This window comes from Hymenobacter crusticola, from assembly GCF_002154225.1.
In the GTDB taxonomy this organism is placed as follows: Bacteria; Bacteroidota; Bacteroidia; order Cytophagales; family Hymenobacteraceae; genus Hymenobacter; species Hymenobacter crusticola.
Genome location: NZ_MTSE01000003.1, coordinates 338870 through 353102, shown reverse-complemented (window position 1 = coordinate 353102; position 14233 = coordinate 338870). Strand labels below are relative to the sequence as shown.

Annotated in this window: 10 protein-coding genes and 1 tRNA gene; 6 read left to right on the top strand and 5 right to left on the bottom strand. The window is 53.7% G+C overall.

The features are described 5' to 3' along the window. Window positions 1-90: 90 nt before the first annotated feature. From BXP70_RS07790 to BXP70_RS07780, 3 genes are all read left to right on the top strand, one after another. A complete protein-coding gene (locus BXP70_RS07790) occupies window positions 91-1455 on the top strand; it encodes an alkaline phosphatase family protein (RefSeq protein WP_086593466.1) in 1365 nt (454 codons plus the stop codon). Between the two features lie 399 nt (window positions 1456-1854). Beyond that, window positions 1855-3990, top strand: a complete 2136-nt coding sequence (locus BXP70_RS07785; protein WP_086593784.1) for an alpha-L-arabinofuranosidase C-terminal domain-containing protein — start codon at window positions 1855-1857, stop codon at window positions 3988-3990. A 342-nt stretch (window positions 3991-4332) separates the two neighbouring features. After that, entirely contained in the window at window positions 4333-7353 is a 3021-nt protein-coding gene (locus BXP70_RS07780) for a LamG-like jellyroll fold domain-containing protein (RefSeq protein ID WP_143436415.1), read from the top strand. A 210-nt stretch (window positions 7354-7563) separates the two neighbouring features. On the opposite strand, the gene BXP70_RS07775 is transcribed toward BXP70_RS07780, so the two are convergent. After that, the gene (locus tag BXP70_RS07775) at window positions 7564-8004 is read right to left on the bottom strand and encodes an SH3 domain-containing protein (protein WP_086593464.1); all 441 of its coding nucleotides are present in this window, start codon (window positions 8002-8004) and stop codon (window positions 7564-7566) included. 855 nt (window positions 8005-8859) lie between these two features. Continuing rightward, window positions 8860-9114 carry a hypothetical protein gene (locus tag BXP70_RS07770; protein WP_143436414.1) on the bottom strand — a complete coding sequence of 85 codons (255 nt, stop codon included), beginning with the start codon at window positions 9112-9114 and terminating at the stop codon, window positions 8860-8862. A 297-nt stretch (window positions 9115-9411) separates the two neighbouring features. Between BXP70_RS07770 and BXP70_RS07765 the strand changes: the two genes are divergently transcribed. Both BXP70_RS07765 and BXP70_RS07760 read left to right on the top strand, forming a co-directional pair. Continuing rightward, a complete protein-coding gene (locus tag BXP70_RS07765) occupies window positions 9412-9849 on the top strand; it encodes a hypothetical protein (RefSeq protein WP_143436413.1) in 438 nt (145 codons plus the stop codon). A 268-nt stretch (window positions 9850-10117) separates the two neighbouring features. Then, the gene (locus BXP70_RS07760; protein ID WP_086593461.1) at window positions 10118-10612 is read left to right on the top strand and encodes a hypothetical protein; all 495 of its coding nucleotides are present in this window, start codon (window positions 10118-10120) and stop codon (window positions 10610-10612) included. Between the two features lie 638 nt (window positions 10613-11250). Here BXP70_RS07760 and BXP70_RS07755 read toward each other — a convergent pair. The 3 genes from BXP70_RS07755 to BXP70_RS07745 all read right to left on the bottom strand — a co-directional run bounded on the left by BXP70_RS07755 (window position 11251) and on the right by BXP70_RS07745 (window position 13617). Continuing rightward, the gene (locus BXP70_RS07755; RefSeq protein WP_086593460.1) at window positions 11251-11655 is read right to left on the bottom strand and encodes a response regulator; all 405 of its coding nucleotides are present in this window, start codon (window positions 11653-11655) and stop codon (window positions 11251-11253) included. A 741-nt stretch (window positions 11656-12396) separates the two neighbouring features. After that, entirely contained in the window at window positions 12397-12954 is a 558-nt protein-coding gene (locus tag BXP70_RS07750; RefSeq protein ID WP_143436412.1) for a hypothetical protein, read from the bottom strand. 589 nt (window positions 12955-13543) lie between these two features. Continuing rightward, window positions 13544-13617, bottom strand: a tRNA-Met gene (locus BXP70_RS07745). Between the two features lie 102 nt (window positions 13618-13719). Between BXP70_RS07745 and BXP70_RS07740 the strand changes: the two genes are divergently transcribed. After that, on the top strand, window positions 13720-14178 hold the full coding sequence (locus tag BXP70_RS07740) for an START-like domain-containing protein (RefSeq protein ID WP_245849560.1): 459 nt from the start codon (window positions 13720-13722) through the stop codon (window positions 14176-14178). Window positions 14179-14233: the final 55 nt, after the last annotated feature.

Sequence of the window (14233 nt, the reverse complement as noted above, 5' to 3'; positions counted from 1 at the left end):
ATACTACCTAGCACAACGAAGCGGTAGAGATGCTTCGACAAGCTCAGCATGACGCTCTACTGAGTTTCTAACCCTAGCTTCTCCACAACCATGAAATCTTTCCTTACTACCCTAGGCCTAGGTCTGAGCCTCACGCTTTCCTCCTTCGGCCAGGCGGCCAAACACGTCGTACTCATCAGCATTGATGGCTTCCGCCCTGATTTCTACCGCGAAGCCAAGTGGCCCACGCCCAACTTGCAGCGCATGGCTGCGCAGGGCACTTCGGCTAACGGCGTGCGCGGAGTGTTTCCGAGCGTGACGTATCCGTCGCACACGACGCTGATTACGGGCGTCGCGCCGGCCCAGCACGGTATTTACTACAACTCCCCTTTCGAGCCCGACGGCGCTACGGGGCGCTGGTACTGGGAGGAAAGCCTGATCAAAACGCCCACCTTGTGGGACGCCGTGCACCAGGCGGGGCTGAAGTCGGCGTCGGTGCAGTGGCCCGTGTCGGTAGGCGCCCCCATTGACTACAACGTGCCGGAGTTTTGGTCGCTTGATAAGAACGTGGACCGCCTCACGCCGATTCGTCAGCAGACGACGCCCAAGGGCTTGTTCGAGGAAATTGAGCTGAACGCTACGGGCAAGCTCACCGCCCGCGACATGAGCAGCGACTACGTGAGCGAAGACGAAAACGACAGCCGTATTGCCGCCTACCTGCTCGAAACCTACAAGCCGGCCCTGCTGACCTGGCACGTATTCGGCGTCGACCACGCTGAGCACCAGGATGGCCGCGACGGGGAGCACGTGCGCCGGGCCCTCGCCACCGCCGATTGGGCCGTAGGTAACGTGTTAGAAGCACTGGCGAAGGCCGGCATTGACAAAGAAACGGCCGTCATCGTCACCGGCGACCATGGTTTCGTAGACATCAACACCACCCTAGCTCCGAACGTGGTGCTCGCCCAAAACGGTTTGTACAACGCCGAAAAAGGCAACTGGAAGGCGCAGTTTCACACCTCGGGCGCCGCGGCTTTCTTGATGCTAAAAGACAAAAAGGACAAGAAAACCACCGCGCAAGTGCGCGCCCTGCTCGCCAAGCTACCCGCCGACCAGCAGAAGCTATTCCGGGTGGTAGAGCGCGCCGAGCTCGACCAAATCGGCGCCGACCCGAACGCAGTACTGGCCCTCGCCCCGGCCCTGGGCGTGTCGATGAGTGCAGCGCGGGAAGGCAACCTAGTGCGGCCCGGTAAAGGCGGCACCCACGGCTTCTTCCCCGACAACGACCAAATTAAGACCGGCTTCATTGGTTTCGGCCCAGGCTTCGAGGCCGGGAAAGTTATTCCGCAGATGCGTCTGCAAGACGTAGCGCCACGCGCAGCCAGCTTGCTAGGTCTCTCCTGGCCCACAACCAGCAAAGCGGAATCCAAAACTACCACGAGCCAACTTACTGACAATAAAACCAATAGAGACAAATAGCTAGCAAGCCCGACGGAGCGACCGTTTTGCTAATGTAGTGCTGCGCTGAGACTGATTAGTCATGCACCACCACTTCTTAAGTTGATATGCATTGCTTCACTCAACCTGTGGCAGGTAGCTGAGCTTGGCATTGATCTGCAAACTGGCTGAGCTAGGTTTTCACAAGGCCGTCTTCTCTTCTATTGGTTGAGAGGACGGCTTTTTAGTATTGCCACGGTGAGTGCTAGCGCCGTGCTGAGGGTCGTGGCCCTGTGCTACTCACGGTACAGAAAACGCCATCTGTTTCTGGCACGCAGCTGCCTCTTACTTAGGAGGCGAGGAACAGGATAATAATTGAGGCAACTACCAAAAGAAATGCGCATCTTTTTGGCGTTTGTCGCTCTTATCTACTATCTGTTCATGAAAAAACCCACTACCAAAACAACATTTGCCAAGGCAGGAGCTAGTGTGCTGGCGTTGCTAAGCCTAGCCTTCTCCCCTGCCCAAGGTCAAAAACCCACCCTAACCCTAGACCTTACGAAGCCAGGAGTTGCGGTAAGCCCTCTGCTTTACGGCTTAATGACCGAGGAAATCAACCACTCCTACGACGGGGGGTTATACGCCGAGCTTATCAGCAACCGCACTTTTAAGGATAACCCCGCCGCGCCCGATGGCTGGAGTCTCGTGCAGGAAGGCGCAGGCTCGAAAGGCGCCATCAAGCTAATGGCCGCTACCCTAGACAACGTGCCTTACCCCGAACGCCGCCACGCCATCAACGAGGCGTTGACCACTTGCCTGCGCCTGACCGTGGAGAAAGCCGACGGCCGCGTTGGCGTCGCCAACGAAGGGTATTGGGGTATTCCTGTGAAGCCCGCTACTACCTACCAAGCTTCTTTCTACTTGAAAGGCTCCGGCAGCGTCCCCCCACCCCGGCAACGTCCTGGCCAGCCTACGACGCCCACCGAGCCCGTGATTGAAGACCAAACCGCCGGCCCTATCCAAGTAAGGATCGAGAGCAACGACGGCAAAACCGTGTACGCCACCGGCACTGTCAACCTGGAGAAAAGCCTCTATTGGAAAAAGTATAACCTAGCCCTCACCACCGGCGCCAACGTGAAACCCACGAAAGACGCTCGGTTCGTTATTTCCACCAACCGCCCAGGACTCTATTATTTCAACCTCGTTTCGCTGTTTCCGCCCACGTATAATAACCGACCCAACGGCAACCGGTCGGACCTGATGCAGATGATGGTGGACATGAAGCCAAAGTTTTTGCGGTTTCCGGGTGGCAACTACCTGGAAGGCCCTCTAATTACCGACGCCTTTCCCTGGAAAACGACCCTAGGCCCATTGGAAAGCCGGCCGGGCCACCGAGGTTCCTGGGGCTACCGCGCCTCCGATGGCATGGGGCTGCTGGAGTTTCTGACTTGGTGCGAAGACATCAAAGCTGAGCCGTTGCTGGGCGTGTACGCTGGCTATTCCTTGAATGGAGACCATATCGATGCCGGGCCGCTGCTGAAGCCCCACGTGGAAGATGCCCTGAACGAAATCGAGTACGTGATGGGCGACGTCTCTACCTACTGGGGTGCCAAGCGCGCCGCCGACGGTCACCCGGCGCCCTTCAAGCTCACGTACATCGAGATTGGCAACGAAGACTGGTTTGACCGCAGCAACAGCTACGACGGCCGCTTCAACCAGTTCCGGACGGCTATTGAGGCCAAATACCCACAGCTGCATTGCATTTCGACCATCGCCGACGCGCAGTTCCCAAACATGAAGGTAACGAGCGGCAAAAAGCCGGAAATCTTGGACGAGCACTACTACCGCAACTCCTGGGACATGTGGCAAAACGCGTCGCAGTACGACAGCTATGACCGCAGCGGCCCCAAAATCTTCGTAGGCGAGTGGGCCACACGCGAGGGCATTCCGACCACCAACCTCAACGCCGCGCTGGGCGACGCCGCCTGGATGACCGGCATGGAGCGCAACGCCGACCTCATTATTATGTCGTGCTACGCTCCTTTGTTTGTGAACGTTAATACGGCCACTGCCACCGCCAAAAAGGCCTGGCAGTGGGATTCGGACTTGATTGGCTACGATGCCCTGACCAGCTACGGCTCGCCCTCTTACTACGTCCAGAAGCTGTTCAGCGAGTACCTAGGTACCGAAACCGTGCCTACGACGGGAGCCAACATTCCGATGCGTGAGCGGCCCCGCACCAAGCGCGATAGCACCGAGGGCACCACGCCGAAGCCCGTGCCCTCCTTATTCTACGCCGCCACGAAGGACGCTAAAACCGGCGCGGTTTACCTGAAACTAGTGAACACCACGGGCCAGAAGCAACCCATTGACATCAACCTAACGGGCACCGCCAAGGTAGCGCCTTCGGCAACGCTAGTGGTGCTCAAAGGCACTAAGCCAGAAGACACGAACTCCATCACGGAGCCGAAAAAGATTATGCCGGTCACTTCCAAAATCAAGCGAGTAGCGCCCCGCTTCACCCGGACGCTGGATCCGTATTCGGTCACCGTTTTGCAGCTGCAAACCGGTACCTAGGTTCCGCAAGTGCGGCGGCAACATTCTGCCGCTAGTGTACGCCCCGGCTACTAAGTTCATAAACGCCCTATCTAGGTTGAACCTAGGTAGGGCGTTTGTTTAGGTTAATACCTAGCTAGTAAGCTAGGTCACTAACGGCAGTTAGCACAATAGTTATAACATCCTGGCATTTCCATTGAGGCTCAGCACAGTGCAGGAGAGTTCTGCTGAGATGATCTGACTCTTTTACCCTACACACTGCTTGCTGACTGGCGCAACCGGCTCGGTCAATTTCCGCCCTGCTCGCCTCCTCGGCAAGCCTCCGCTCTTCTCAAACCCCACCAAAACAAACTTTTCTAGCAGATGAGAACAAACGTTCTACGCTGTGCGCGTGCCCTAAAGGGGGGTACGCTAGCCCTTGGCTTATTGGCCGGCACCCAGGTGGCTACCCAGGCCCAAACCCTAGCCTTCCCCGGTGCGGGCGGCTTTGGTCGCTTCGCCACCGGCGCGCGGGGCGTCGCGACTCCTACGGTGTGCGTCGTGACCAACCTCAACGACAGTGGCCCAGGCTCCTTTCGCGATGCGGTGAGCAAGCCGGGGCGCTTTGTGGTGTTTGCCGTGGGTGGCATCATCAACCTAGCTTCCAACGTGAGCGTGGCCCCGAACATTACCATTGCGGGGCAAACGGCGCCCGGCGACGGTATCGTCACCTTCAACAAACGCGTGACGTTCACGGGGGCGAGCAACACAATTTGCCGGTTCTTCCGCATTCGGCTGGGTGCCACCGGCAACCAAGGAAATGACGCGTGCGGCCTAGCCAACGGCTCCAACATGATTTTCGACCACATGTCGTTCACCTGGGGCATGGACGAAGTCTTCTCCATTAACTGGGATGGCAACGGCACGGCCCCCGACAACATCACCGTTCAAAACTCCATTATCGGACAGGGCTTGCACCGCGCCAACCACTCCGCCGGCGGCTTGATTCAGACGCCCGACGGCGGCAAGGTCAGCTTAGTGGGCAACCTTTACATCAGCAACAAGACGCGCAACCCCAAAGTGAAGGGCGTCAACGAGTTTGTGAACAACGTGGTGTACGACTGGGGCAACGGCAACCGCCTCGGCGACAATATGAACTACGGCTGGTCGGCCGACGCCTACATCATGGGCGGCTCGGCCGGCGTATCAGAGGTGAACATCATCAATAATTACTTTGTGGGTGGCCCGCTGACGACGCCCACACTGCAAACCCCTTTCTCGCGGGGCACTGGCACGTTCAACCTGTTTGGGGCGGGCAACTACTTCGATAACAACAAGAACGGCGCCCTCGACGGCACTGTGGTGCCCTACGATACCCTAGGGTATCCTGGCATTGCACCTACGGGTTTCAAAACGCAGCCTTTCGCCTACCCCACGGCCCTACCTAAGCTAACGGCCGCACAGGCCTACCAGCACGTCATCGACAGCGTAGGCACCATCTACCCACGCCGCGACCAAGTTGATAACCTCATGATTGAGGAGGTAAAGTCGAAGGGGACCAAGGGTTTGTACGTGTACAACGAAACGGACCTACCCTTCGCCAACGGTGGTTTAGGAGTGGTGTTCAACGCCCCCGCCCGCCAAGATACCGACAACGACGGCCTACCCGACGCGTGGGAAGATGCCAACGGGCTGAACAAGAACAACCCCGCCGACGCGGTAGCCTACAGCAGAACTAGTCCTCAGTACCTCAACATTGAAGTGTATATCAACAGCATTATCAAGACGCCGGCCCCGGACTTTGTGAAGCATCCTACCGGCATCACGCTCACGGCTACCACCGTGGAAGTACCTGCACCGAGCAGCAAAGTAGTGGTGAACTGGACCGATAACTCCGACAACGAGCAGTACTTCGTGCTAGAACGCTCCACTGATGGTATCGCCTTCACCGACCTCAGTCACCCGGCTGCCAACGCCACCACCTACACCGACCAAGCGGGCCTAGTGCCCAACCAGACGTACTACTACCGCCTGAAAGCGGTGGGCGCCACCGGTTCCTCGGCCTTCAGCGCGCCGGTTTCGGTCAAAACGCCCCCCTCACCCTCAGCTCCGACGGTGACCAACACCCCCACGCCCGCCGACAACTTCCAGTATGCCGAGGTGACAGATGGCAAACTGACGCTGAAATGGCTCGGGGCTACCAACACGGTGACCTACGTGGTGAAGTTTGGTACGGACCCGGCCGCGCTAACAACCCGCGCCCAACTGCCCTACTCCGCCGCTCCTTCCTACGAGGTGAGCGGGCTTTCGGAAAATACCACCTACTACTGGCGCGTAGATGCCGTGAATGATCGTGGGACGGCGGAGGGTACGCTCTGGTCCTTCCGTACTACGCAGTACATTGCCCCTCAACTAGTTGGCCACTGGGGCTTCGACGAAGTGGAAGGCACCCAGATTCTAGACCAATCGAGCTACAACAATACCGGCGTGCTAGGTCTGGACGACGATGATGCTAGCATCCGCATTCCGGGCAAGGTATTCAATGCCCTCGACTTTGCCACCGCCCGCCCGGATATGTACGTGGTGCGAATCCCTCACCAAGATCAGCTCTATCTCGACCAGCAGTCTTTCTCCCTGTCTTTTTGGATGAAAGCTAGCGCGGCCCAACTGCCTCAGGACAACAATACTAGCGCTTACCTGCTTTGCAAAGGCTCTATCACGCGCAATGCTACCACCGGCGCCACTGGCAAGCGCTTCAACATCGAGTTCAAGAACAAGCAGCTGCGTTTCGCCATCGACGACGACAAGAACAAGGACGAGTTGCAAGCTACCGGCGCCCCCTTCTTCACCGGCGACTGGGTGCACGTAGCTGCCCTGCGTGACGTGCCCAACAAAAAGCTCCAGCTGTATCTGAATGGCGTATTTGTGAAAGAAACAACTACCAAAGCCCTAGGTATCGGCGAAGCCAGTGCCTTGATCGTGGGCAACATCGGGGAGCTAGAGTTTCTCTCAACCGCTAACCAACCCGCTCCTTATAAAGGCGCATTGGATGAGCTGAAGGTTTTCAACTTCGCCCTTACGCCCGCGCAAATTTCTCAGTTAGCAGCTGGCCTACCGCTCGCTGCGCGCAATGCTAGCAAGGCCAATCAGCAGCTGCTCGAAGCATTTCCTAATCCGTTTGCCGGGCAGGCCACGCTTCGCTTCCGCGCCCCCGCTACGGGTGCGGCTCAGTTGCACGTGTTCAACAGCCTAGGGCAACGCATAGCCACTCTATTCGACGGCACCGTGCAGGCCGGCCGCGACTATAGCTTCACGATGGATGCCGCTAGCCTCGCCAAAGGCCTGTACATCGGCCGCCTGACTACTAATGGCACGGTGGTCACGCAACGCCTCCTACTGAAGTAGCCATCACAAGAAGACTACAACGAGAAAGGAGGCGCTGACGAGAGTCAGCGCCTCCTTTCTCGTTGTAGTAGACTGTATCAGACCTAGCCAGGTCGGCCTGCTTCAGCAAGATGGTAGCCAAGCGCAACGCCACACGGCCGTCCCTACTAAATGGTAATACTCTTGGGCACGCCTAGGGCCGCAGGTATAAACGCCGAAGCTCGTCGCCAACTACTTGGGGGTTGCTTTTCGTGCTGGGGCGGGCGTAGAGGTAGAGTAGGCAGTTGGGACCGGCACCACCGGGGTAACATTCGTGTAGTTAGTTCCCCCAAAAGCTTGCACCATATCCCAATCGACCGTTTCGGTTGTCACCCCGTGCTGGTCCTCGACTAAATAGCTAGACTTGACGTAGCCGGTATAATTCTGGGCTTGTATCTCACTCCAACCGTCGGAACGCACGTCGCGCACTTGCACCCGGCTCGCACCACCTAGCTTGGCAATTGCTGGACTTGTGGCATTCGGTTGCGTCCGTACAGTCAGGGACGAGGCGTTGACATAGCGATAAGGAAGCGTGGATTGCGTCGCCAGCACCAGGTCAGCCTGATCGGCTTGTTGGGCGGGAACGGTAAACGGCAGCAGACACAGCAGCCAGAACAGCACACGGGTTTTCATTTGAACTAAAAGGAAGGAGTGGCGCGTACCCGCCTAACCCAACTGTTGTGCCAACAGGAAGACGACACCAAGAAAGTTCGCTTTGCCTGGGTTGCTCACACCTAGCTTACTTATACCCTAGCGTTATTTACCGGTGACTAGGCTCGGCGCACATCCCTACAGCCCAACGAGTTTCGCATTACTGGCCTTATCTGTATACCGATCCGTCATACTCCCGCTCCCACAGGCTTATCCTATTAGAAGCCCTTTTTCCGGTCGAAAGGGCTACACCTCAAATAGTAAATAAGTAAAGATCAGCAGCAAACGGGCGTAGTGAAATAGCACAGGAATAGGAAAATACAGATTTTGTATATCAATATATAAATCTTACTATTGTAGCTACTTATTTCTAGTCCTGTAACCGATGCTTGTTTCTGTTGTGTCCCCCCTTTCTACCACACCTTTTCTGCCAGCGACCAATCCATTAACCTTAACGGACGCAGCGCCTTCCTTGCAACGTTGGCAACGCAGTCACCTGCGCCGCCAACACGCCCAGCTCCAGGCACAAGCCCCCTCAACTAGAAATGGCCGCGGGCGACTCGCCTGAATAAATGTGGCAGTAAGCACGTAAAATAACTACTCAACAACTTGGCCCTATATACTTCCTGTACAGTCTGCTCACCGCATATTAGCGAAACCTAGGTTAAGCGTTATGACACCATCTTACCCAGTAGAGGAGTCGAAGTTCGCTAGGATGCATGAGATGGCAGTAGTCCTATGGCGAGTTGCGTGTACTAGACAACTACGGCAAAACTGCTCCCCTGTGCAGGTTGCATAATTCCCCAACAACAATTTATAACAGACTAAAAAAGCTCCCTAAGAGGTGGCCGTGTGATACATCAGCACCGAAACAAAAGCCGTGTAGCGGGTAGCATCGCTCCCGAACGGTCCGGGCCGTGCGCCAGCCGCCTCATAGGCAACAATCTGCGTGCTGATGCTAGATATGCGCCAGTGCATGCCTTGCCACGGCTCCAGCAGCTTGTTCAGTGCGATGCTATCTACCGCTGCCCCAGGGGCACTACCCAGTGCCGCTTTCACCGGCACCTGGAATATTTCGATCCGTTGCTCCATTTCCATACTGATCTTACTACTCGTTGTGCCTTGATAAGATACACCTTTCTCAGTAACTCGTTGTAAACTTATGGCTTCCGCTTTCAAGACAACTTCAGCAGAAAAAGCAGCGAACGGGCTGCGAGAACATTGCAAGCTTGATCGTGCTATGTGGTTTTTGATTGCTGTAACGAAGCAAGGAGCTCTGCATTAGGCTATCTGCAAGTACTCTTCTTATCACGCAACACAAGCCCTTGCAACCTTTTTTTCACCAGCAGGCTCTTGCCAGTAGTCCTTCACTTCTATACGTACCTACTTGTGCTGAAACGCTTACTGCTCGCCCCGCTCGCCCTACTGACTATGTACTGTACCACGGGCCCCATAGATGAACCTGAGCCCGAACCAGCTATTTGTCCTATGGCCCCAGGTGTCGTTGGCTTGGTGCGCTACGGGCAAGGGGATTGTATGCCTCTGATTAACGAGCAAGGGCGGGTGTATAGCCCCTACACGGGGGAGCTATACTTTATTCGCAAAGCGGCCTTAGATCAACTTGGCACTGGCAACTTTGAGCAACTGCGCGCCACCAGTCTGCATTATTCGCTGCAGGAGGGTCACTTAGCCGCGGAGGTGCCAGCTGGCACCTATGTGGTGATGCCAACGGGGGTGTACCGCTATGAGCCTGCCAATACCATCACAGTGATAACAGGACAGGTTTTGCAGCAAGACTTCAAATTTTGGAAGTGCTTGGTATATTAGGGAGCACTGCTAGTTGACCGAGTTTCAATTTAGAAAGCCCCTCTACACGGAGGGGCTTTTTGATTGGTAATGTTTTTAGGCGTGCTAGCGGCTGATTTGCGCGCGATTCTCAATATGCACGCGTAGTTGGATAGAAGCTATTACTGCTCCTAGTCTTACTAAATTCGGACACACCTGAAGGCATTGTTGCTGGCGAAACAAACGACTTACAAGCTTAAGTCCACGGTTAGTATAATTGGCAAAGTATTAGCATATACTAATATTAGCCATGAAAAATTTATCTCTACTTCGGTATACCCTCTACTTATTCGTTCTTCCTCTTGTGAGCTGCTCCAACAAGGACGAGGATGCTAGCCCAATGAGCACCTCGCATAATGTTGCAGTGCATGTAACAGGAGAAAATCTATTGCCTAAGCTTGGTGCGAATTTGCAGATTTACGCAACTCAGCGGCGAGATGGGGTCGTCACATCTACCCTTATCGCTCAGAAGAACTACACGGGCAGCATTGATACTACCTATACACTCGGCACGTTGGCGGGTATGAATGCCCTACATACAGATGCTGTTAGCGTGCGCACCTTGTTTCTAGGATGTGGCGCGGGTGGCTATATCCCGCCAGCGGACTCAAAACTCACTGCCAGTATTATAGTGGATGGCAAGACGACGATGAGTGTTACGCTTGATCAAAGCCAAAAAGGCACCTACGTGACCAATGACTTGTTTCTAACGGGCTCTATCTTGCAAGAACTGCACAAGTTGTAGTAAATATCCGGCCCTGAGAGGTAGCAAACTATTTATCAGGTGCTACTACTGGTAACGGGGCTTTTGATCAATATTCATAGTCCTTCACAAACTCCTATAGCGAGACAAAAGCACTAATTTACTTATCTGCTGGCGCCATACATCTACTATGCCTAGCGCCAGCAGATAAGTATAAGGCTATTTACCTCCTTTTTAATTCAGCAATCATCTAAACCAGCTTACCTCGCTGTTGCTAGAATTGGTATCACGACATTATTATTGGCCTTCAAAATGGCAGCGTCGCACTCGCTATGTAAGGCATATAATGTCAACTTCGGCGCTTGGTTGATTTGCTCACGGCCTTGACGTTATTGCTTTTATTAGGATTCCCTTCTGCTTCGTGGCCTCTTCCTCAGAGGTAATACTTAGACTCGGGCTAAATCTCCGAACTGCAGCGCCTTTAGTATACACCAAACGATTCTCACCGTCGTTTGTATCGGTTCATGCTAGGCTGTAAAAAGCTCCCCGCTGGGGCACACGCACCAATACAGCTTTTTTCTAGCTCGTGTACGATACCCGCGCGCTTCAACCACCAACAGCTAGGTCGTCATCAATGTCTCATCGATGCCGCACCATTAAGCGCACCAGCGTAGTGCGCTTTAGGCGGAAAGCTGGCGGTGAAAATGTAATTGTAATAAGTAGTTAACCTTCTCCTCGGTCAAGGGCTTGCTCATCAGCCCATCAATCTCCAACTCATCCAGCCGTAGTAAATCGCGACTGTCCATAGCCGTGGTTAGCATAATCACCACCGTCGGTTGTGGCTGCGCGTGTCGACGTGGCTGGTAAGCTTCCAAGAACTGCATACCGCTCATGCCTGGCATGCTCACGTCTAGCAAGAGCAAAGAGGGAGGAGTATTCGTTTGGTCAAGCCACGCTAGCGACTCGACGCCCGACTCTGCGATGTGGAGTTGCTCAGCTACATGTAAGCGCTCTAAAAGGCGTTTGTTAAGAAAGTTGCCCGCTGCATCGTCATCGACGAGCAGCACACTAGTTAGTTTTTCCATGTGATATAGAACACTTTTCCATGCTGTTGGTGGCCATTTAGCAGCAACTGGGCGACTAGAAAAAGCGTGCCACTCTCCTCTCTACGGCTAAGAATACCTTGTACTCGTCTACTGAAAGCATTGCAGCGGCGCGGCTAGCCGCTCAAGAAAATGGAGCACCCTTACTACCACATTTTCACAAGGCAATGAAGCGATTATCTAAGTATTGGAGCACAGGCCTTTAGATCTTAAAAGTTACTCGACCATACCTAAAACCTGCGACAGCACGGCGAGAATTAGTTCTTGACCATCCACTGTTCTTCTATTGGGTATATGTGCAGGTAGGTTACGCACAACGCTTACCTATATTTCAGTGCTCTCCGTCAGCACAGTTGTCCTACACCAGGCGCGACCATTGCTCTTTAGCGGGTGTAGCACTAGCGTAAGTTAGTATAACCTCTCGGCTTGAGATCAGTATCTCACCTCGTAAATTTTCTAGATAACAACTAGCTTAAACGGTCCCACCATGCACTTCTTCGTCGAATGGTGACTGAGAAGGTGCTTGAAACGGTAGACACCGATAGTAGCGCCTCGTCTGACGGCAGCCATTAGACAGGTGCAATCTACTTCGGCCATAAAATACGTTGCCAAGTCAACGTTTAAACAGGGAAGGATATAGAGAAAAGAAGGGTGCAGAAGAGCCAGCAATACATGTTTTATCAGTCGATGCGAACTAGAATAAACCGGTGTCCGCTGCTTCACTTAGTCAAGTGACTGCTGGGTAGTAGCGCGTCGGGCCTCTAATTGAGCGGCTTGATAGCGGGTCATTTGCGCCTTACTGCGCACAACCAGTCGCAAAACCGGTTCATACTTGGTTTCTCCTTGCACGAGGTTATAGGCCATGTGGACACGCTCCCCGTTCCACTCCACTTCTGTAGGTGCCTCAGCTGAGTGCGTTCCGGGGCCATACACTTCCTGCAGGGACTGACAAAAGGCAGCAATATTCTTGGTGCCTTTGAGCGTCACAGTAATGGCCGCTAACGAGTTCTTGTAGAATGTATACTGAATCGTCTGTAGGGTAGTGGTGCCTAGCGTCAGTCCCTCAATGCTACCGGTGTAGCAACTCACATCTGCTCCTTCAACTGGACTACAATTTAAGCTAGTTAAATGCTGAAACGTGTTCCATTCGCGTTCGAATGTAGCACCCAAAAAGCCATTTTGTTCATCTAAGGTCGCTGGAGTGCCTTGTGCATAGATTCGGCTGTTGAGCAGGAAAAGGAACGTCAACGTTAGAAAATACCGTACAGTAGAGAGTGGCATAGGAAATTGATAATAGACCACTACTCGTGTAAGCAATTCTGTGCCAGTTTTAGCAAGGAAGCTGCTACCCAATCAAGAAACGCGTTCTACTTCGTTCTTTTCTGCGACGTCCGCATGCGACTAGCCTTGGTACGCTCTCAGTAGGCTGGCCACCGTCAAAGCCTCCCATGTGGCTATGGCCGTCAATCAGACGGTAGAAGTTACCAATACCCACTTCTCTTATCTCAAAGCACATATGTAGGCCGCCATAATCAGGAAAATGCCCTCAATACCGCGTAGTTATTCTATCCACTGCGCAAAGCCGGTGAGTTGACACCCTAGCATAAAGTTGCGTGCTCCTAATGACAGTGTCTTTGAAAAGCAATTTATTTTTCTTGGAGAAAGCGCAGCACCTTACCAACAAGTTTCAGAATAAAGGGCTGATACTTCACTCGTAGTAATGCTCCCACTCTGTTCTTAATGGCAATTCTCCCAGGAGCAGACATCTTATCGACTGTTATCTTCATATAGGTCATGAAGCTTTTTGTCCCCTAAAGTGTCCCCTGGAAAAACGAAAACGGCCTTCCTGGATTAGGAAGGCCGTTTCTTGTAGCGGGGACGAGAGTTGAACTCGTGACCTCAGGGTTATGAATCCTGTGCTCTAACCAACTGAGCTACCCCGCCGCGTTTGGTGCCGCAAAGGTAGGCACAAGATTTAACCTTGTGCAAGCGTTGTAGAAAAAAAAGATGTGTATATTGGTTGCAGCCATTAAAAACCCTCCGCTGATGGCTACACCTATTTTGCCTTTTGCCGCACTTGTCGCTTTACTTATGCCGCTCTCTGCTACTCGTACGAAGCACCGTTTCATGGTAGAATATTCGGTCAATGCTTCACCCAAGATATTGTATCCGTACCTAGCTTCGCCTTCTGGACTAGCCCAATGGTTTTGCCAAGAAGTACGCCTCGAAGAAAACCAACGCTACAACTTCATCTGGGACAATCAATCTCACTTCGCCGAGCTTAATTCGCACCGCACTAACCGCTCGGTGCGTTTTGTGTTTTTAGACCAGGAGAAACGGTCAATGCCCGACGCCAACTACCTCGACTTTACTATTGAAGAATCGCAGCTTACGCAGGAAGTATTTTTGCGCGTGCTGGATTATTCAGATGAAACCGATGACATCGAACTTCAGGAAATGTGGGATGGTTTAGTGCAACAGCTACGCGAGCTGGTTGGCGGCTAGGTTTTCTATTAATTCCGCAGAAACGGGCGCGAAACGAACCGTACCTTCGTTTCGC

What these genes read in the sequence shown, in the direction of transcription:
- BXP70_RS07750 (WP_143436412.1), bottom strand. Translation starts at nt 12,954, where the DNA reads ATGCCACTCTCTACTGTACGGTATTTTCTAACGTTGACGTTCCTTTTC.
- BXP70_RS07755 (WP_086593460.1), bottom strand. Translation starts at nt 11,655, where the DNA reads ATGGAAAAACTAACTAGTGTGCTGCTCGTCGATGACGATGCAGCGGGC.
- BXP70_RS07790 (WP_086593466.1), top strand. Translation starts at nt 91, where the DNA reads ATGAAATCTTTCCTTACTACCCTAGGCCTAGGTCTGAGCCTCACGCTT.
- BXP70_RS07740 (WP_245849560.1), top strand. Translation starts at nt 13,720, where the DNA reads ATGGCTACACCTATTTTGCCTTTTGCCGCACTTGTCGCTTTACTTATG.
- BXP70_RS07785 (WP_086593784.1), top strand. Translation starts at nt 1,855, where the DNA reads ATGAAAAAACCCACTACCAAAACAACATTTGCCAAGGCAGGAGCTAGT.
- BXP70_RS07775 (WP_086593464.1), bottom strand. Translation starts at nt 8,004, where the DNA reads ATGAAAACCCGTGTGCTGTTCTGGCTGCTGTGTCTGCTGCCGTTTACC.
- BXP70_RS07780 (WP_143436415.1), top strand. Translation starts at nt 4,333, where the DNA reads ATGAGAACAAACGTTCTACGCTGTGCGCGTGCCCTAAAGGGGGGTACG.
- BXP70_RS07770 (WP_143436414.1), bottom strand. Translation starts at nt 9,114, where the DNA reads ATGGAGCAACGGATCGAAATATTCCAGGTGCCGGTGAAAGCGGCACTG.
- BXP70_RS07760 (WP_086593461.1), top strand. Translation starts at nt 10,118, where the DNA reads ATGAAAAATTTATCTCTACTTCGGTATACCCTCTACTTATTCGTTCTT.